The organism is Sphingomonas sp., assembly GCF_029239295.1.
Lineage (GTDB): Bacteria > Pseudomonadota > Alphaproteobacteria > Sphingomonadales > Sphingomonadaceae > Sphingomonas.
This window is the reverse complement of record NZ_JAQZBC010000006.1, coordinates 246444-266669: the sequence shown is the minus strand read 5'-3', so window position 1 is coordinate 266669 and position 20226 is coordinate 246444. Positions and strand designations below refer to the sequence as shown.

General features: G+C 64.2%; 13 protein-coding genes and 1 tRNA gene. 11 read left to right on the top strand and 3 right to left on the bottom strand.

Features of this window, described 5'->3' with window-relative positions; all coding sequences use genetic code 11:
• Position 1 precedes the first annotated feature (1 nt).
• The 3 genes from K0S66_RS08425 to K0S66_RS08415 are packed head-to-tail and all read left to right on the top strand — an operon-like array spanning position 2 to position 4559.
• A complete protein-coding gene (locus K0S66_RS08425) occupies positions 2-1141 on the top strand; it encodes a TIGR03087 family PEP-CTERM/XrtA system glycosyltransferase (protein ID WP_301074887.1) in 1140 nt (379 codons plus the stop codon).
• Positions 1138-2667: an exosortase A gene (xrtA, locus tag K0S66_RS08420; protein ID WP_301074886.1), complete on the top strand. Its 1530-nt coding sequence runs from the start codon at positions 1138-1140 to the stop codon at positions 2665-2667. Before K0S66_RS08425 ends, xrtA begins: the two co-directional genes overlap by 4 nt.
• Positions 2667-4559, top strand: a complete 1893-nt coding sequence (locus tag K0S66_RS08415) for an XrtA/PEP-CTERM system amidotransferase (RefSeq protein WP_301074885.1) — start codon at positions 2667-2669, stop codon at positions 4557-4559. The genes xrtA and K0S66_RS08415 overlap by 1 nt, the downstream gene beginning before the upstream one ends.
• An 8-nt stretch (positions 4560-4567) precedes the next feature.
• On the opposite strand, the gene K0S66_RS08410 is transcribed toward K0S66_RS08415, so the two are convergent.
• Entirely contained in the window at positions 4568-6253 is a 1686-nt protein-coding gene (locus K0S66_RS08410; protein WP_301074884.1) for a M1 family metallopeptidase, read from the bottom strand.
• Positions 6254-6376: 123 nt separating this feature from the next.
• On the opposite strand from K0S66_RS08410, the gene lon reads away from it, so the two are divergent.
• The 3 genes from lon (at position 6377) to K0S66_RS08395 (ending at position 9358) form a co-directional block, all read left to right on the top strand.
• Positions 6377-8773: an endopeptidase La gene (gene lon / locus K0S66_RS08405; RefSeq protein ID WP_301074883.1), complete on the top strand. Its 2397-nt coding sequence runs from the start codon at positions 6377-6379 to the stop codon at positions 8771-8773.
• A 158-nt stretch (positions 8774-8931) separates the two neighbouring features.
• On the top strand, positions 8932-9204 hold the full coding sequence (locus K0S66_RS08400; RefSeq protein WP_301074882.1) for an HU family DNA-binding protein: 273 nt from the start codon (positions 8932-8934) through the stop codon (positions 9202-9204).
• Positions 9205-9283: 79 nt separating this feature from the next.
• Positions 9284-9358, top strand: a tRNA-Val gene (locus K0S66_RS08395).
• Positions 9359-9645: 287 nt separating this feature from the next.
• Here K0S66_RS08395 and K0S66_RS08390 read toward each other — a convergent pair.
• A complete protein-coding gene (locus tag K0S66_RS08390) occupies positions 9646-9783 on the bottom strand; it encodes a hypothetical protein (RefSeq protein WP_301074881.1) in 138 nt (45 codons plus the stop codon).
• Between the two features lie 453 nt (positions 9784-10236).
• Here K0S66_RS08390 and K0S66_RS08385 point away from each other — a divergent pair, with 453 nt between their 5' ends.
• The 3 genes from K0S66_RS08385 to K0S66_RS08375 are packed head-to-tail and all read left to right on the top strand — an operon-like array spanning position 10237 to position 16575.
• On the top strand, positions 10237-13338 hold the full coding sequence (locus tag K0S66_RS08385; protein ID WP_301074880.1) for a TonB-dependent receptor: 3102 nt from the start codon (positions 10237-10239) through the stop codon (positions 13336-13338).
• Complete coding sequence (ggt, locus tag K0S66_RS08380; RefSeq protein ID WP_301074879.1) at positions 13338-15065, top strand: gamma-glutamyltransferase; 1728 nt, start codon at positions 13338-13340, stop codon at positions 15063-15065. Before K0S66_RS08385 ends, ggt begins: the two co-directional genes overlap by 1 nt.
• A gap of 40 nt (positions 15066-15105) precedes the next feature.
• Positions 15106-16575, top strand: a complete 1470-nt coding sequence (locus tag K0S66_RS08375) for an amidohydrolase (RefSeq protein WP_301074878.1) — start codon at positions 15106-15108, stop codon at positions 16573-16575.
• Positions 16576-16702: 127 nt separating this feature from the next.
• Here the strand turns inward: K0S66_RS08375 and K0S66_RS08370 are convergent, their stop codons facing one another.
• Complete coding sequence (locus tag K0S66_RS08370; protein ID WP_301074877.1) at positions 16703-17317, bottom strand: methyltransferase domain-containing protein; 615 nt, start codon at positions 17315-17317, stop codon at positions 16703-16705.
• 194 nt (positions 17318-17511) lie between these two features.
• On the opposite strand from K0S66_RS08370, the gene K0S66_RS08365 reads away from it, so the two are divergent.
• Together K0S66_RS08365 and K0S66_RS08360 are read left to right on the top strand one after the other, a co-directional pair.
• Positions 17512-18801: an MFS transporter gene (locus K0S66_RS08365; protein ID WP_301074876.1), complete on the top strand. Its 1290-nt coding sequence runs from the start codon at positions 17512-17514 to the stop codon at positions 18799-18801.
• A gap of 43 nt (positions 18802-18844) precedes the next feature.
• Positions 18845-20068, top strand: coding sequence for an argininosuccinate synthase (locus K0S66_RS08360; RefSeq protein ID WP_301074875.1), 1224 nt, complete (start codon positions 18845-18847; stop codon positions 20066-20068).
• Positions 20069-20226: the final 158 nt, after the last annotated feature.

The window sequence follows — 20226 nt, the reverse complement described above, 5'->3', positions numbered from 1 at the left end:
GGTGGAGATATTGTTCCTGGCGCACCGCGCGCCATTCCCGCCCGACCGCGGTGACCGCATCCGTAGTTTCAACATACTGTCCTACCTGGCGGCGCGCGCGCGCGTTCACTTGGTCGCCTTTGTCGACGATGGGGCTGAGGTCGCGGCTGATCATCGCGCGCTGGTGGACGAATGTATCCTCGTGCCGCGTTCCAAGTCACAGGCACGGGCTGCTGTGGAGGGACTGGCCACCAACCGCCCCGTATCGCTGACGGCCTTTGCCGATCGGCGGATCGGCGCGGCCGTGGAGGATCTACTCGGCCGTCGTCCGATCGATGCGATCTACGCCTTTTCAAGTCAGATGGCGCAGTATTTGCCGCGTGATTTCTCGCGCATCATCATGGATTTCGTCGATCTCGACTCGGCCAAGTTCGCCGCCTACGCCGATGACGCCCGTGGCCCCATTAAGTGGATGATGCGTCGCGAGGCGAGGCTGTTAAACGCGTTCGAGCAAGACGTGGCCAGCCGAGTCTCCGCCAGCCTGTTCGTCAGCGCGCCCGAGGCCGCGCTTCTGCCGGGCAGTATCGCGATCGAAAACGGGATCGACACGGTCCGCTACGATCCCGCGCACGCGGTAGCCGCACCCGCACCACACCCGCTGATCGTTTTTACGGGCCAGATGGATTATCGGCCGAATGTGGATGCAGTTGCGTGGTTTGCTCAAAGGGTCACGCCCCTGCTGCCAGACGTGCATTTCGCCATCGTCGGGCGCGCGCCGACGGCGCAGGTGCGCTCGCTCGCCGGGGAGCAGGTGACGGTGACCGGAGAGGTCGCCGACGTGCAATCCTGGCTCGCCGCTGCGGATGTCGTGGTTGCGCCGCTGCACCTTGCCCGCGGCATCCAGAACAAGGTGCTGGAGGCGATGGCTATGGCCCGCCCGGTCATCGCCAGCCCGGCTGCGGCAGAAGGCATTGACCACGCTGGCACCATCCAGATCGCCGCGCAGGCAGCGGACTATGCCAGCAAGATCCGTGACCTGTTGGACGACCCGGCACAGGCGGCCTCGCTAGGCGCAGCAGCGCGCCAGCAGGTGATCGCCCGCTACGGCTGGGACGCACGCCTCAAGCCGCTCGACGAACTTATGGGGTTGGCACCAGCATGAGCCTTGCCGCGTCACCCTCCGCTACGCCCGCGGCAAGCGCCTGGCGCACGCAGCTGGTAATACTCGTGCTTGCCGCAGCGGCAATCCTGCTGTTGTTCCGCCGCGACCTCGGCGATCTGCTGACGCTGTGGTGGACCAGCACCACTTACGGCCACTGCCTGTTCATCCTGCCGGTGGTCGCATGGTTGGTGTGGATCCGGCGGCAGGAGCTTGCCCCGTTGATCCCCACCGCATGGTGGCCGGGGTTGGCGCTGGTCCTTGCGGGAGGCGCGGGATGGCTGGTGGGTGAGGCCGCGGGCGTTGCTGCCGCCCGGCATTTCGGCCTGCTGATCACATTGGAGGGCGCGGTGGTGACCATCCTGGGCCCACATGTCGCCCGTGCCCTGCTGTTTCCCCTGGCCTACGCCTTCTTCGCGATACCGTTTGGCGAATGGCTCGAACCGCCGCTGCAGCAAGTGACGGTGCGGATCGTCATGCCGCTTCTTCATTTCGCCGGGGTGCCGGCCGCGGCGGATGGCGTCCTGATCCACGCCGGTCCTTATTACTTCGAGGTTGCCGAGGCTTGTTCGGGGTCGAAGTTCGTCCTGTCGATGCTGGCCTTCGCGACACTCGTCGCGAACACCTGCTTCCGATCGCCGCGGCGCCGCGCAGTGTTCCTCGCAATCTCGCTGGTGCTGCCCGTGTTGGCCAATGGAGTACGCGCCTTCGGCACGATCTACGCCGCGCAGTTGGTGGGTCTGCAGGCCGCGACCGGGTTTGATCATATCGTCTACGGCTGGCTCTTCTTCGCGCTTGTGATGGCCGTCGTGATGGCAGTCGGTTGGCGCTGGTTTGATCGCGCGCCGGATGACCCCGCCTTCGATCCGAAGTCCCTCGCGGCCCCGTCCTCGCACGTCCTTGCCGCGCCGCTTGCCGCGCTGCTGGTCGTCGCCACGACAGCGGTGTTCCCGGCCTGGGCGAGCGCACTCGGCGCGCGTTCACAAGCCTTGCCTGCCACAATCGACCTGCCCGACGTGCCGGGATGGACCCGTGCACCGCTAGATACGCGTGCGCCTTGGCAGCCCTTCTATCCCTCTGCCGATCATCAAGTGATTGGCCGTTATGTGGATCCGCAAGGAAAGGCCGTCGATCTGGCGGTCGCCGTCTTCACTCATCAAGAAGAGGGGAAGGAGATCGTCTCCTACGGCACTGGCGTTTTGCGAGAGGGCGATCGCTGGGTGCGGATTGCGGATCTATCGCCGATCGATGGTGCAGCCGTCGTTCGGATCACCGCCCCGGCCGGCGACGGGAAGCCAGTGGAGCGTGTCGTGGCGACATGGTACCGGGTCGGCGGAATCGTGACCAGCCAGCCCGCCATCGTCAAATTCGCCACGTTGAAGGCGCGACTGCTGGGCGGTGAGCCGGGCGCGGTCGCGCTGCATCTGTCAGCGGTGAAAGCCCCGGGGTCTGATCCCGCCGCGGCCATCGCGCGGTTTCGCGCTTCGCTGGGCCGGATCGACGACGCGACGGCAGCGGTGATGCACTGATGTGCGGGTTGGCGGGACTCTTTTATCCTGAGACGCCCAAGCCGGTAGACCCGGCGCGCATCCGCACGATGACGGATGCCATGGCTTCGCGCGGTCCGGACGGCCAGGGTGTTTGGACGGCGCCGGGCGTCGGATTTGGTCACCGCCGCCTGTCGATCATCGACGTCGAGGGATCGCCGCAGCCGATGCATGACCCCTCCGGGGCACTGTCGGTGCTCTTCAACGGTTGCATCTACAATTATCAGCAATTGCGCGCCGAGTTGGGAGCAAAGGGCTGGGTGTTCCAGACCGCTGGCGATACCGAGGTGCTGCTGGCGGCATGGTCGGCCTGGGGCCCGGCTATGCTTGATCGGCTGGACGGCATGTTCGCCTTCGTCCTTCATGATGCTCGGTCGCAGCGCCTGTTCATGGCGCGCGATCGTTTGGGCGTGAAGCCACTTCATTACGCGCGCCTCGCAGATGGCGCGCTGGCGTTTTCCTCGGAACTGAAGGGCTTGCTCGCACATCCGTTGCTGCGCCGCGTGCCGGACGTGCGCGCGGTCGAGGACTTTCTCGCCTTTGGCTATGTGCCCGACGATGCCTGCATCGTTGCGGGCGTCAGCAAGTTGCCCGCCGGCCACTATTTGCTGGTGGAGCGTGGGAAACCCGTGCCTCCACCGGTGCAATGGTGGGACGTGTCCTTCGCCGATCGCCGCCGAGGTTCGACCCGCGCGCTTGAGGAGGAATTGGTCGAGCATCTCCGCTCTGCGGTTCGCTCACGCCTTGTGGCCGACGTGCCGCTGGGTGCCTTCCTGTCCGGCGGCGTCGACAGCTCGGCAGTGGTAGCGCTGATGGCCGAAGCTTCTCCCCACGCGGTGCAGACCTGCACGATCGGCTTTGACGAGGCGGGGCATGATGAGCGTGCGTATGCCGCGATGGTCGCCGATCGGTTCCGCACCGATCATCGCGAACGGGTCGTGCGATCGGATGACTTCGGACTGATTGACCGGATCGTCGCCGCGTTTGACGAACCCTTTGCCGATGCCTCGGCACTGGCTACCTATCAGGTATGCGCGCTGGCTCGGGAGAAGGTAACCGTCGCCCTGTCAGGTGATGGTGCCGACGAGATCTTCGCTGGATACCGGCGCTATAGGTTCCAGGCGGCTGAGGAGCGGGTTCGCTCGCTCCTCCCTGCGCCATGGCTCCGCCGCGTCTTCGGTGCTGTGGGTGCTGCCTATCCGAAGGCGGATTGGGCGCCGCGTCCGCTCCGGGCAAAAACGACATTGCTCTCGCTCGCGATGGATGGCGGGGAGGGATATGCTCGCTCGGTCGGTGTAACCGATCCTCTGCTGCGAACTCGCTTGTTCACCGATACGGCGCGTCGCGCACTCGGCGGTCATCGGGCAGAGGACCGCTATGTTTCCGCGATGAACGCAGCGCCCGCGCGCGATGCGATCGACCGCGCGCAATATGCGGACATCAAGATCTGGCTGCCCGGTGACATCCTGGCAAAGACCGATCGAACCAGCATGGCAGTTAGCCTGGAGGCGCGGGAACCGCTGCTCGACCACCGGCTCGTGTCCTTCGCCGCTTCTCTGCCAGCCTCGCTTCGCCTGCGCCGCGGTGAGGGCAAGTGGCTAATGAAAAAGGCGATGGAGCGCTATTTGCCGAAACAGGTATTGTACCGGCCGAAAATGGGCTTCGTCACACCGGTGAGCGCGTGGTTTCGAGGGCCGCTGGCAGGCGAGGCGGCTGCGCTCGCACGCTCGCGCACGTTGGCGGACACCGGTTGGTTCGATCTCACTGCGCTGGCGGGTCTTGCGGAGGCGCACCGCGCCGGCCGATCCGATCATGGCCGGACGCTCTGGCAGTTCGTGATGTTGGAAAGAAGCTTGCGGCGCTTGTTCGGCTAACGGCCGCCCTACTTGCGTGCTCTCGCCTGCCATGCCTGATATTGCTCCACGGCGACCGAACGGCGCAGAACCCGAGCCATCGGGTCGACGACGACGTGCCGGTCATCGGGAATGCTCAATGTCCCGCGCCCTCCCTCCATCGCCACCCGTTCGATCCGGTCGCCTACCTTGATCTCGATCGGCATCGGGAAGCTGCCGCCAGCCGCCCAGGTGAGGCGCAGAACTCCGCCATCGCGATTGATCGTAAGATCGGGCAGATTGGCGCGGCGAAGGTAGGCATCGAAGAACCAGCGAAGGTCGCGGTTGCTCTCTTCCGCTACGACCTTCTCGAACTCCGTGGTCGAGCCAAAACGCGGCCGGAAGTTTCCAGGAAGCGGGTCTTTGCGGCCGTAAATGAGACGACGCACCGAAGAGAAGAAGGCCTGATCACCGATCAGCCACCGCAAGGTGTGCAGCGTCAAGGCGCCCTTATAGTAGATGTCGGTTCCCGCGCCTCCGAGAGAGGGCTCGTACACCTCCTCCTCCGTCAGCAGCTTGTTCTTCACAATGGGCGCCCTATTGGTGATACGATTACGCTGCGTTTCCAGCATGGTGAGATAGCGTGCGTCGCCTTCACGCCACAGGCCGTAAAGTGGCTGCATGTACTGCGCGAACCCCTCGTGCAGCCAATAGTCATCCCAGTTCGCTGCGGTCATTTGGTTGCCGAACCACTCGTGCGCGAATTCATGGTGGAACAGCCAGTCGAACCCTTCCGGCGCCTTGGCGTAATTGTTGCCATAGGCGTTGATGGTCTGGTGCTCCATGCCCATGTGCGGCGTCTCCACAACGCCGACCTTCTCATCGGAAAAAGGGTAGGGGCCGATAACTTCTTCGAAGAAGTCCAGCGTGGGTGCGAACTCCGCAAACAGCGCCTTTGCCTGCTCCGTCTTTCCCGGCAAGTACCAGTAATGCAGCGGGATTTCGTTGCCGTAGCGGCTCCGGTAGGTCCCGGTAAGCTCCTCAAAAGGTCCCGCCGCCAGTGCGATAGCATAGGTATTCGGTTGACGAGCCCGCCAGTTCCAGCGCGTCCGTCCATCGCTTAGCGTGTCCACCCCGGTGAGGCGTCCGTTCGACGGCGCCTTCAACCCCGGCGGCACGGTGATGTGGAGGTCGACGGCGGCGGGCTCTCCTGCCGGAAAGTCGAGGCACGGCCACAACTGATCGCACCCATAACCCTGCGTCGTGGTGGCGACCCAGGGTCGTCCGTCCGGCGTCGTGCTCCAGACAATGCCGTCGTCCCACGGCGCATTCAGCGCAACATGCGGCGTGCCGCCATAGGCGATACGCGCCTTCACTGTCTCTCCAGCGGCGACCGGACGTGGGAGAGCGATCGTCAGTTGCCCCTCCGGATTGCTCCACGCACGACGTGGCAGGGGTGCCCCATCGATGGCGATGGACGACACTGGAAGATTGCGATCAAGGTCAATCACCAGGCGAGTCAGGGGTGCCCGCGCGGTAAACGTCAGGAGCGCGTCGCCGCGAATACGCCGCTGGCGCGGTAGAACCTCAAACGACAGGTCGGCGTGGTCGAATCTGACCGCGGTCTGTTCGGCAGGGCGCGCGCCGCCGGAGACCCGTGTCTGTGCGGTAAGCGGTGGCTGGCCCTTGTCTGGAAGCGAGGACGCAGCGGCGATCAGCAAAAGAAGCGGGATCATGCGGGAACGGAATGTTCCAGCAGGTCATTGGCTCCGCAAGCGACACGCGGCGATTGATGGACAAGCGCGCAACCCCATATACACTGCAAATCGCCGCCTGTTCGAAGCGGCGCCGGAGTTTTCATGACCCAGACCTACCCTCTTCTGCCCCTGCGCGACATTGTCGTTTTCCCGCACATGATCGTGCCGCTGTTCGTTGGCCGCGACAAGTCGGTTGCTGCGTTGGAAGCTGCGATGGCTGCCGACAAGGAGATCTTCCTCGTCGCGCAGCTTGATCCGGCCGAGGATGACCCCAAGGCCGACGACCTCTATGACATTGGCGTCACCGCGACCGTGCTCCAATTGCTGAAGCTTCCCGACGGCACGGTTCGCGTGCTGGTCGAAGGCAAGCAGCGCGGTCGGCTTGGGGGCCTCGTCGATGCCGGCAGCTATGTGACGACCGAAGTGACCCCAATCGATGAAGTCGAAGCGGAAGGCACCGAGGTGTCGGCGCTGATGCGCTCTGTCATCGATCAGTTCGAAAACTATGCGAAGCTGAACCGCAAGCTGCCCGCGGAAACCGCCTCGCAGCTTGGCGAGATCGAAGATGCCTCGCGCCTCGCTGATGCGGTAGCCGGCAACATCTCGATCAAGGTCGCGGACAAGCAGTCGTTGCTGATCGAATCCGATCCTGCGCGCCGCCTGGAGATGGTCTACGCCTTCATGGAGGGCGAACTCGGCGTTCTGCAAGTCGAGAAGAAGATCAAGAGCCGCGTCAAGCGCCAGATGGAGAAGACGCAGCGCGAATATTACCTCAACGAGCAGCTGAAGGCGATTCAGCGCGAACTCGGTAATGAGGGCGAGGAAGGCGACGGCGACGAGATCGGCGAGCTGACTCAGAAGATCGCGACGCTGAAGCTCAGCAAGGAAGCGCGAACCAAGGCGACTGCCGAGCTGAAGAAGCTGAAGACCATGGCGCCGATGAGCGCCGAGGCGACCGTCGTGCGCAACTATCTCGACGTGCTGCTCGGCCTGCCGTGGGGCAAGAAGAGCAAGCTGAAGAAGGACATCGCCGCTGCGCAGGCGATCCTCGACGAGGATCATTATGCGCTGGAGAAGGTGAAGGACCGGATCGTCGAATATCTCGCGGTCCAGGCGCGCACCAACAAGCTGAAGGGGCCGATCCTGTGCCTCGTCGGCCCGCCGGGCGTGGGCAAGACGAGCCTCGGCAAGTCGATCGCCAAGGCGACGGGGCGCGAGTTCATCCGCCAGTCGCTGGGCGGCGTGCGTGACGAGGCCGAGATTCGCGGTCACCGCCGTACCTACATTGGCTCGTTGCCGGGCAAGATCGTAACCAACCTGAAGAAGGCTGGGGCGGCGAACCCGCTATTCCTGCTCGATGAGATCGACAAGCTGGGTCAGGATTTCCGCGGCGACCCGGCCTCGGCGCTGCTCGAGGTGCTGGATCCGGAGCAGAACAGCAAGTTCAACGATCACTATCTGGAGATCGACATCGATCTCAGCGACGTGATGTTCGTCTGCACGGCGAACACGATGAACCTGCCGCAGCCGCTGCTCGATCGCATGGAGATCATCCGCCTCGAAGGCTACACCGAGGACGAGAAGGTCGAGATCGCCGAGCGTCACCTGATCGCGAAGCAGATCGAGGCGCACGGGCTGAAGGACGGCGAGTTCACGCTGACTCCGGAAGGCCTGCGCGCTTTGATCCAGCGTTACACCCGCGAGGCGGGTGTGCGCACGCTGGAGCGCGAGATCGCGAAGCTTGCGCGCAAGGCGCTGCGCCAGATCCTGGAAGGCAAGGCAACCAGCGTGACCATCACGCCGGAGAACCTGCACGAGTTCGCGGGCGTGCAGAAGTATCGCCACGGGCTCAGCGAGGAGGAGAACCAGATCGGTGCCGTCACTGGCCTTGCCTGGACCGAAGTGGGCGGCGAGCTGCTGACGATCGAAAGCGTAACGGTGCCCGGCAAGGGCGCGATCAAGCTGACCGGCAAGCTCGGCGACGTGATGAAGGAATCGGCGGAGACGGCGATGAGCTTCATCAAGGCGCGCGCGCCGTCCTACGGGATCAAGCCGAGCCTGTTCCACCGCAAGGACGTTCACGTCCACCTGCCGGAGGGCGCGGTGCCGAAGGACGGCCCGTCGGCCGGCATCGGCCTCGTCACTTGCATTGTTTCCACGCTGACCGGCGTGCCGGTGAAGAAGGAAGTGGCCATGACCGGCGAGGTCACCCTGCGTGGCCGGGTGCTGCCGATCGGTGGCCTGAAGGAGAAGCTGCTCGCGGCGCTGCGCGGTGGTATCAGCACCGTGCTGATCCCGCAGGAGAACGAGAAGGACCTCGCGGACATCCCGCAGAACATCAAGGACGGCCTGAAGATCATCCCGGTGACGCACGTCGACGAGGTGCTTCGCCTCGCGCTCACCGAGCCACTCGAAGCGATCGACTGGACCGATGCGGACGAGCTGGCCGCTCAGCCGCCCGCGCCGATCTCCCCGGCGGGGGGCGAACTTCACCATTAAGTCGTTCTGATTAATGGCCTCACGGACCACGGTGGTTTGTCGCAGCCGCCGTGGTTTCGTTTGACAGGGCGCGGGGCAGCCGCCTTACTGGTTTGATCAGCCCATCGCTGGGCCGAATCCATTTTTCACCAATACGCACATCAGACGGGGGTCCGTGCATGAACAAGCAGGAGTTGATTGCGGCCGTGGCGAATGCGTCGGGACTCGCAAAGGGCGATGCCGTGCGCGCGGTCGAGGCTGTGTTCGACACGATCACCGCGCAGCTCAAGAAGGGGGACGAGGTGCGACTGGTCGGCTTCGGTACCTTCGCCGTAACCAAGCGCAAGGCGTCAACCGGTCGCAACCCGCGGACGGGTGAGCCAATGACGATCAAGGCGTCCAGCCAGCCAAAGTTCAAGGCAGGAAAGGTGCTGAAGGATTCGTTGAACTAAATTGTTGTGGTGGCGGGCTGGACAGGGGGCGGGATGCCCCCTAAAGGCCCGCTTCCGGTTTCGAGCTGAAAGGCTCCCCGGGCGCGTAGCTCAGCGGTAGAGCACACCCTTCACACGGGTGGGGTCACAGGTTCAATCCCTGTCGCGCCCACCATTTCCCCTCCGATCGCGAACTTTGATCCTGGTGAAATGGAGGCCGTTTGCGGTCGCTGTAGGTTACATATCCTCAGTCACCGCTCTTCTCCGCATCGCGGGTTACTGATCCTGGCGTCAGCGCTGGGATTGTAGCAGGTTTGCCGCGCTCCCCACTCTGTTTTGCGCACGCGCAGAGCGGAGCGCAGTGTTGGCAGCCGCTACAGTGTGTTGGCTTCTCAGCCTGTATCGGTGCCCAGGTTGTCTGGTGATGAGCCCCGAAACCCGGCGGCTATCAGTGATGCGCCTTCACAGGCACTCACCAAGTTTGAAGCTGCCGAGCGCAGAGATCATTGCCTCTTGTTGATCGCCGTTTTTCCGGCCGTTGCGATCGTAGCAGCCAGGCGCGAACTCCCTGATCGCCATAACTTCGACCGACAGCGTCAACGGCGCAGGCTCGAATGCACTATTCACCCCGGCTACCCCGGCCGTTTGTCGACGACAGCAAATCGCCGTGCGTCGGTTGAACCAAACTCGTGTGCGTTCACACCTGTGAGGTGTCTTGGATCGCGTCCTCCATTGACTGCGTCTATCCTCCCATTCTGATCCCGTATTGATTTAGATGATGAGAAAAGGTCGGCGCACGGCAATAATTTTTGCGCCCAACAAGTCGTGCGCGCACAATACGGACGTTCCGGGCAGGGTTAGACTTTTGATATTTTAGAAAAATCGGATCCCGTCGCGCGCAACTTAAATGTTGCGGCTTTGCATCAGTCGCAACGAAAGCTCTTCTGAGGTCTGGACCGGATTGCGAAGTCCCGCGACATGACCGCCAGCCGGATACGGTTCGAGGATCCTCCGGGGGGAGGGTCCAATCACAAAATTTCAGGGGGTGTACCGATGATCACACGCGGGTTTTTTCTGGCAACTACGGCATCGGCTTCAATAATCATTTCGAGCTCCGCCCTTGCGCAAAGCCAGCCCGCGCCGTCGTCGGACAACTCGGCTGCGACGCAAGCTGTCGAAGCCGCGGTACAGGGTGATCCGGTCGCGCCGGCGGATGACATCGTCGTCGTCGGCAGCCAGATCCGTGGCAGCTCCGTCGCCGCGGCGCTGCCGGTCACCGTAGTTGGTCAGGAGGATCTCGCCGCGATCGGCGCAACGTCTGGCGACGAACTGCTGCGCTCCATCCCGCAGCTTGGCGACGTGACGTTTAACGCCAGCTACCTGCCCAACAGCTCGAACGCGGCTCGTGGCGACGTCGGGTCGGTGAACCTGCGCAACTTGGGCGTTGGCAACACGCTCGTGCTGTTGAACGGCCGCCGCGTCGTCAATCACCCGACCAGCCGCGCCAACGAGAACCTCGTTCCCGTCCTGACCGTCAACAGCAACACCATCCCGGCGTTTGGCATCGAGCGCCTCGAAGTGCTGCGTGACGGCGCCGCCGCAATCTACGGCTCCGATGCGGTGGCTGGCGTGGTCAACACCGTCCTCCAGACCGATTTTGTTGGCGTCCAGATGGAAGGACAGGTCGGGTTCGGCGAAGACACCAACCTGCTCGAAACCAATCTGAACCTTCTCGCCGGCACCCGGCTGGGCGATCGCGGCAACATCACGATCTTCGCCTCGCGTGAATCGCGCACGATGATGCGGGCAGCGGACCAGGAATATACCGCCTCCGACGACAAGAGCCCATTGTTCGTCGGCACCGCGCTTGAAGGGCTGACGCTGATCGACGGCCGTTCGACGATCACGCCGTGGGGCGTGTTCACCACGCGCGGCGGCGTGCCCGTGCGGCAGGGCAGCGGCGCCACGGGCGCGCTCGTGACCAGTGCGGCCGGCGTTTTCCACATTCAGCCGACGGCGAACGGCGGCTGCACCGCGGGCGTCCCCTCGAATGCCGGCATTTGCATCGACGATGGCAACAACACCGCACTCGGCGATCGCAACCTGCGGTTCGACCAGACCCGCGCATACAATCGGACAATCTTGCCCAAGGTTGAGCGATACAATCTCTTCGCGAACGGCAATTACGAGCTGACGGACTCGCTCGAGGTGTTCGGTGAGGCGGCCTATTACCGCGCGACGACCAACAGCATCCAGAGCTCGCCCGGTACGCTCGCAGCGGGACCGATCGTGATCCCCGCCAGCAATTACTACAACCCGTTTGGCGCCGTCGGCAGTGCCAATCGTATCCCGGGCCTCAACACACCCGCGGCTGGCCTCGACGTCACGCTGACGAGCTATAATTTTTCCGACTTCGGGCCTAACATCGTCGACGTCGACAATGAGCAGTGGCGCGCGCTGGCGGGTGTCCGCTTCAACCTGTTCGGGATCGATTTCGAGAGCGCTGCGCTGTACTCGGAAGCGACTGTCACTGATAGCTCGACCGGGATCAGTGCTACGTTGCTGCAGCGGCAGCTCGGCCTTGCGACGCCGGACGCGTACAACCCCTTCAACGGCGGCAATCTGGCCTCGCCGAGCTTGGCCGACACGACCCTGTCGAATCAGGCCGCAATCGACGCAATCCGCATCACCACCACGCGCCGGAGCAAGGCGACGCTGGCGCTGGCCGACCTAAAGGGTTCAAAGGCTGACCTGCTGGCTCTTCCCGCCGGCAACCTCGGCGTGGCTTTCGGTGTCGAGGCGCGCCGCGAAACCCAACTCGACGATCGCGACCCGCGCGTCGACGGCACTATCCAGTTCAGGGACAGCGTGACGGGCTTCGTCAATCCGTCGGACCTCGTCGGGACCAGCAACTCGCCTGATACGCGCGGCAGCCGCAACGTCTTTGGTGCCTATGTCGAAGCCGCGGTCCCGGTGATCTCGCCGGACATGAACATCCCGCTGGTCAACCGGCTCGAATTTCAGCTGGCTGGACGGTTCGAGAATTATTCGGACGCCGGCTCGGTCGCCAAGCCGAAGATCGCCGGCGCCTGGGACGTCATCCCAGGCATCCGCCTGCGCGGCTCCTATGCCGAGAGCTTCCGTGCACCGAACCTGGAGCAGGTCAACGCACAGCTCGTTACGCGGTCCAACACGCGGCTCGATCCGATCCGCTGCGAGGCGCAGCTGCGGACGGGCGCGATCAGCTCCTTCACCAATTGCACGCAGAGCTTCGCCACCACCGCGCAGCGTGCCGGCAACCCGAACCTGAAGCCGGAACAGTCGACCAACTGGACCGCCGGTGTCGTCCTTCAGCCCAGCTTCCTCGACGATGCGGTGGGCCGGATCACGCTGACTGCCGATTATTGGAACATCAAACAGCGAGACATCGTCGGCATCTTTGGTGAGGCCAATGCGCTCATCAACGATTATCTGCTGCGTGTCGGCGGCTCGAGCGATGCGAACGTCATCCGCGCCGCTCCCACGGCGGATGACATCGCGCTGTTCAACGGCAGCGGCATCGCGCCGGTCGGCCGCGTGCAGTTCGTCAACGATCAGTATCAGAACCTTCAGCCGCAGACCGTTTCGGGCTGGGATTTCGGCTTCAACTGGCGCGTGCGTGATTTCGGGATCGGCAAGATCGTCGCAAACGTGAACGCGGCTTATCTGAAGAGCTATTTCCTCACGCCTTCGCCGGGTGTGCAGACGCTGATCGACGCGCGCGCAGCGGGCACGATCAATCGCGACATCGTGATCGTCGACGGGGGTGAGCTGGTTCGTCAGAACGGAAAGCCGGAATGGCGCGTCAGCGGTTCGCTGACCTGGTCCTCAGGACCGTTCCAGGTCGGTACCTTCACCAGCTATACCAGCGATGTGAACGATACGGACGGAACAGTGAATGGTGTGCCTTGGCGGGTCGATGGTCGCACCACGATCAACCTCTACGGCCAGGTGGAATTCGGCGATCGTAGCCGTGGGGAGGGTCAGCACCGCTTCCGCATCGGTGTGCGTAACCTGACGGACAAGCAGCCGCCGCTGGCGACCAGCGGGTTCCTTGGATCGCTCTACACGCCGTACGCGCGCTACTGGTACGCCAACCTGCGGTCGACCTTCTGATGCGCCGCCTCGCTACCGCCGCCGCGCTTCTCGCGCTTGCAACCCCGCTTTTGGCGCAGGAGGGCGCACCGCCCCCCCGCACCGGAACGGGCGGGGACATCGTTGCCTACGATCAGATCCACAAACCGGTAATCGGTCGTGGCGGCATGGTCGTCAGCCAGAACGTGATCGCATCGAAGGTCGGTGCGGAGATCCTGCGCAAAGGCGGCAATGCCGTCGACGCGGCGGTCGCGATGGGATTCGCGCTCTCCGTCACTCTGCCGCGGGCCGGCAACATCGGCGGCGGTGGCTATATGCTGGTCCATATGGCCGCGAAGGACGGCAAGCCGGCACAGGACATCGCGATCGACTATTACGGCCAGGCCAGCCGCCATACCACGCCTGACCTGCTGCTTGGTGCCAACGGCCGCTTCGATCCGGCCAAGGGCTATTCGATGAAGGGCGTGTCGATCCCCGGCACCGTCGCGGGATTGTGGGAGGCGCATAAGCGCTTCGGATCGATGCCTTGGGGCACGCTGGTCGCGCCGGCGATCGCGATGGCGGAGCAGGGCGTCATCCTGTCGGATGACGAGGCCAAGGCGAATGCCGATCAGAAGGCCGCGATGGCCGACGACCCCGCGGCGCTCGCGATGTTCTTCAAGCCCGATGGCGGCGCCTATGCGCCGGGAGAGCTGTGGAAGCAGCCGGATCTTGCCGCGACGCTGAAGGTGATTGCCGCCAAGGGGCGCGACGGCTTCTACACCGGCCCACTCGCCCAGCGGCTCGCCGCCGGGATCAAGGCCGGCGGCGGCGTGATCGATGCGAAGGACCTGGCGAACTACAAGGCCATCGTCTCGGCGCCGATCTGGTCCAGCTATCGCGGGCAGAAGATCGCGTACATGCCGCCGACCGCGTCGGGCGTCAGCGTTGCCCAGGCGATGAACATCTTGGAGACCTTCCCGGTGCGGGAGCAGCGCTGGGGGTCGGTGGCGAACCTTCACCTGCTCTCCGAAACGATGAAGCTGGTGTCGGCCGATCGTCGCCTCGTCGGTGGCGGACCGGACTGGCGCTCGCCGACGAAGGGTCTCGCCTCCAAGGGCTATGCCGCCGAACGCGCCAAGCTGATCCGCCCCGACCGATCGATGGGCGCGAAGGAGGCCGCCGACGGCAACCCCTATCCGTACGAGAGCCAGGATACGACGCATTATTCGATCGCCGACGCGGCCGGAAATGCAGTGAGCAACACCTATACGCTGTCGGCCTCCTACGGTGCGCATGTCGTCGCGCCGGGTACCGGCGTGCTGCTCAACAACTCGCTGGGCAATCTTGCCTGGGGCCGATCGGGTGATGACAAGGCGACGCTGCCGGTACCCGGCAAGCGGGTGGGATCGACGATCACGCCGATCATCGTCTTCAAGGATGAAAAGCCCTGGCTGGTCACCGGCACGCCGGGCGGCGGATATATCATCGCGACGATGGTCCAGCTCCTGTCCAACGTCCTCGATCACGGCCTCAACGTCGCGGAAGCTGCTCAGCGTCCGCGCGTGAACCAAGGCGGCGGCGATGCACCGCTGGAACTGGAGGAAGGCTTCTCGCCGGACATCGTGCCATTGCTCCAGGCACGGGGGCACAAGGTGCGGCCGTCGAACACGATGGGAAGCACCCAGTCGATCATGGTGGATGGCACGCGCTTCCTCGGCGCCGCCGATTCCCGCCGGCCGGATGCGGCGGCGATTGGCGTGAAGTAAGCTCGCCGGACCTCAAGAATTATCACACGAAGGATCGCCCATGATGCGCATTGCCAGCCTGCTGTTGAGCGCGACCGCGCTGTTGCCCGTCGCCGCCCAGGCGCAGGCCCTGCCTGATGCGCAGCGTGGCGCGATCGTCGCCAACGTCGACGGCCGCGGCGATGCGCTCGCTGCCACCGCAAAGGCGATCTGGGATCTGTCCGAGGTCGGATATCAGGAAACGAAAAGCTCCGGGCTTCTGCAGACCCAGTTAAAGAAGGGCGGCTTCACGGTGACGCCCGGCGTCGCGGGCATGCCGACGGCCTTCGTCGCGTCCTTCAAGAACGGCCAGGGCCCAGTCATCGCCATCCTGGCGGAATTTGATGCGCTTCCCGGCCTCGCGCAAACGACTGCGCCCGAAAAGCAGGTAATCCCCGGCAAGGTCGCCGGCCATGCCTGCGGCCACAACATCTTCGGCGCGGCGAGCATCACGGCCGCGCTGGCGATCAAGGACTGGATGATCGCCAACAAGGTGGCTGGCGAACTGCGGATCTACGGCACGCCGGCCGAGGAAGGTGGCTCGGGCAAGGTCTATATGGTCCGCGCCGGGCTGTTCGATGATGTCGATGCAACGCTGCACTGGCACCCCGGCGATTCCAACAGCGTCAGCGTCGGCAAAAGCCAGGCGAACATCTCCGGCAAGTTCCGCTTCCGCGGCCTCAGCGCGCATGCCTCGGCTGCCCCGGACAAGGGCCGCTCCGCGATGGACGGGGTCGAGGTGATGAACGTCGCGGTCAACTACCTGCGCGAACATATCCCGATGTCGACGCGCATCCACTACGTCGTCACCAACGGCGGCGAGGCACCGAACGTGGTGCCCGACTTTGCCGAGAGCTATTATTACGTTCGCCACACCGATCCGGCCGTGGTGAAGTCGGTGATGGCGCGGGTGCAAAAGGCCGCCGAGGGGGCCGCGATCGCGACCGGAACGACGCAGGAGTTCGAGGCGACCGGCGGCGTCTATTCGATGCTCGGCAACGATACGCTCGCTAACGTAATGCACCGCAATCTCGCAGCGGTCGGCGCGCCGAAATGGACCCCGCAGGAGCTCGAATGGGCCGGGAAGATCCAGAAAACGCTTCCCGCGCAGAAGCCGCTGACCAGCGCGGCTGAGGTCGGCGAGATCTGGCGCGGTGATGGCGGCGGGTCGACCGACGTGTCGGATATCAGCTGGGTGACGCCGACTGTCGGGCTCGGCACCGCAACCTGGGTTCCGGGCACGCCGGCGCACAGCTGGCAGGCGGTCGCGGCATCGGGCTCGTCGATCGGCGCCAAGGGAGGCGTTGTTGCGGCCAAGACGATCGCGCTGACCGCCGCCGAACTCTTCCGTAGCCCGCAGGTGTTGGCGGAAGCGAAGGCGGAACTTGTGAAGCTTCGCGGCGCCGATTGGAAGTATGAAGCAATGCTAGGGAATCGCGCCCCGGCGCTCGATTATCGCAAACCAATGGCTGCTGGTTCGGCAAGCGAATAGGCCCTCGGTGCGGAGTGCGCGATAGCACGAACATCGAGAAAGCCCCGCCTGTCAGGAGACTGGCGGGGCTTTTCATTGGAGGTGATTTTCGGCGGGCAGCCCTTCGCAAGCGGGCCAGCCCCTATGATCAGTCCTTCCAGCACCAATAGAGCTGTGCCGGTGGGACGTTCCACCATTCCATATCATGGTCGATGCGCGCGAAGTGCGGCGACAGGAAATCCCGCACCTTGGGACTGAACTGATACACTAGGAACGCGCCGTCCGTGCGAAGGACGCGGTGCGTCGCCTCCGCAATTGCCGGCCCGACACCGGCCGGCAACGTGGAGAACGGCAGACCAGACAGGACATAATCGGCCTTCTCGTGGCCATTTTCGGCCACGATCGACTCAACGTCGGCCGCCGAGCCGTGGACCGCGACGAAACGGGAATCGACGATCGTGTGATCGAGATAGCGGACGAAGTCCTCGTTCGTGTCGATCGCGATCAGCGTGGCATCGGGCGCCATCCGTTCAAGGATCGGACGGCAGAAGGTGCCGACCCCCGGACCATATTCGACGAACACCTTGCAATTGGCCCAGTCCACCGGCGCCAGCATCTTGTCGATCAGCTTCGCGGAGGACGGAATCACCGAACCAACCATGACCGGATGCTTCAGAAAACCGGAGAAGAACATCTGCCACGGCTTGGGCACGCCGGCCTTGCTGGTTCGGGCGCGGCGCACCGCACTGGTTGAGCTGGGCATGGAGGAACAGTAACTCCCCGGTAAAATCGTCAATTGTGCCGAACGCGGCACGGGCAAGACAGTTGCCTTAGCGGGGTTGCGCGCTGCTCCCAAGCGCCTAATCGACACGCATGGCAGAGGATCGGGGGCAAGAACACCGCGCCATCCCCAGGCGTAGGAAGAAGCGACGCGCGTTCGACCGACGATTTGCGTTGATGTTCATGGTGATGCTGACCATCGCGGCGGGCAACACGGCACTGCAATCGGTGCTGCCGGCGCTCGGCCGCTCACTGGGTGTCGCGGACAGCGCGGTAGCCGCGGCGTTTTCCGTATCGGCGCTGTTGTGGGTAATCGCTGCGCCCTTCTGGGCGAACCGTTCGGACCGCTATGGCCGCCGATTGATGATCCTGCTGGGCATGGGCGGTTTCTGCGTCAGCCTGGCGACCTGCGGGCTTTTCCTGGCGGCTGGGATCAATGGGTGGATCAGCGGCTCGGCCGCTTTCCTGCTCTTCATCGCGGCCAGGCTGATCTACGGCACGTTCGGCTCCGCGGCGCCGCCGGCGGTTCAGGCGATCGTGGCAGGCGAGACGACGCGCGAGGAGCGCACCCGCGCGCTGACGCTGATCGCCAGCGCCTTTGGCCTTGGCACCATCCTGGGGCCAGCCATCGCGCCTTATCTGATCCTGGGACATATCGGCGCGATCGAGATTGGTCTGGCCGGACCTGCCTTTGTCTTCACGCTGTTCGGGATCGCAATGTTCCTGACGGTGCGCGCCATGCTGCCGGAGGATCGCGGGATGAGCCAGGGGGTGCATGGCGGCACGACTGGTTACCCCAGCATTGGCGGCCAAGGCACCGGGGCAAGCGTGCGAGGTGCCACCGCGCCCAGAGGCGGTGTCAAGATCAGCTATTTCGATCGGCGGATACGGGGTTGGATGATTGCGGGCCTGGTGATGGGTCATGCGCAGGCAATGACCGGGCAGGCGATTGGCTTCCTGGTCATCGACCGGCTCGGTCTGCCCCCGTCGATGGCGCTGGAGCCGACTGGCATCGTGTTGATGATGGGCGCTGGTACTGCGTTGCTGGCGCAATGGGGCATCATCCCGACGCTGAACTTGGCGCCCCGCGCGCTGGTGCTGGTGGGCCTGATTTTCGCCGCCGCGGGAACGGTGATCACCGGGTTCGCCACGTCGCTCTACGGCATTGCGACTGGCTATGCGCTGGCCAGTCTTGGGTTCGGGTTCACCCGGCCGGGCTTCACTGCGGGATCGAGCCTTGCCGTCGGGCCGGCGGCGCAAGGATCGGTCGCTGGCAAGGTGACGAGCGTCAATGGCGCTAGCTTCGTCCTGGGCCCGTCGATCGGGGTCGGCCTGTACGGTTTCTGGCACTCCCTTCCGTACATGATGGCCGGGGTAGGTTGCGTGGCGCTGTTCGCTTATTGCTGGTTCGCGCTGCAGGAGCCCGACGAGCAGGAAGTGGCAGCATTTGACGACCCGGTGATCTAAACGCGATTGCCGCGGAGGCGGCGAGCGAATAGACGCGCGCGCCATGACTGACTCCTCCATCAAGCGCGTCGTGCTCGCCTATTCAGGCGGCCTCGACACCAGCGTCATCCTGAAGTGGCTGCAGCAGACCTACAACTGCGAAGTCGTGACCTTCACCGCCGATCTCGGCCAGGGCGAGGAGCTGGAACCAGCGCGTCGCAAGGCGGAGCAGGCCGGCGTGAAGCCCGAGCACATTTTCATCGACGACTTGCGCGAAGAGTTCGTCAAGGATTACGTGTTTCCGATGATGCGCGCCAACGCGATGTACGAGGGGCTGTACCTGCTCGGTACGTCGATTGCCCGGCCGTTGATCGCCAAGCGCCAGATCGAGATTGCCAAGATGGTCGGTGCCGATGCCGTGAGCCATGGCGCGACCGGCAAGGGCAACGACCAGGTCCGCTTCGAGCTCGGCTATTATGCGCTGGCGCCCGACATTAAGGTGATCGCGCCGTGGCGTGAATGGGATCTCACCAGCCGCAGCCGCCTGATCGAGTTCGCCGAGCAGAACCAGATCATGGTAACCAAGGACAAGCGCGGCGAAGCGCCGTTCTCGACCGACGCGAACCTGCTGCACACCTCGTCCGAGGGCAAGGTGCTGGAAGATCCGTGGGAGGAAGTGCCCGATTACGTCTATTCGCGCACGGTAAACCCGGAAGACGCACCCGACGCGCCGGAATACATCACGATCGATTTCGAGCGCGGCGACGGTGTGGCGCTGAACGGTGAGGCGTGTTCGCCAGCGACGCTGCTGACCAAGCTGAACGAGCTCGGCCGCTCGCATGGCATCGGCCGGCTCGACCTTGTCGAGAACCGTTTCGTCGGCATGAAGAGCCGCGGCATGTACGAGACGCCGGGCGGCACCATCTATCACCTGGCGCATCGCGGGATCGAGCAGCTGACGCTGGATCGCGGCGCGGCGCACCTGAAGGACGAGCTGGCGATCCGCTACGCCGAACTGGTGTACAACGGCTTTTGGTTCGCGCCCGAGCGCGAGATGCTGCAGGCGGCAATCGACCACAGCCAGGAGAAGGTGTCCGGCACGGTACGGCTGAAGCTATACAAGGGCAGCGTCAACGTGGTCGGCCGCAAGTCACCCAACTCGCTCTACAGCGAAAAGGTGGTGACGTTCGAGGACGACCAAGGCGCCTACGACCAGCGCGACGCGGAAGGCTTCATCAAGCTGAACGCGCTTCGCCTGCGCCTGCTCGGCCGCCGCGACCGCCTGTAATCGGCCTGTCGGCACGTCGGGGAAGGGTTCAACCCGGCCCCCCGCGTGCCCACGGCTCCGGACAAACCCTAGGATCGTTGCCGATCAGGAACGATCCTGCCGCTATCAACGTTCTTGGTCCGCCTGGGGCGGCTGAAGTCCCCGCCGATGAGGGAGAT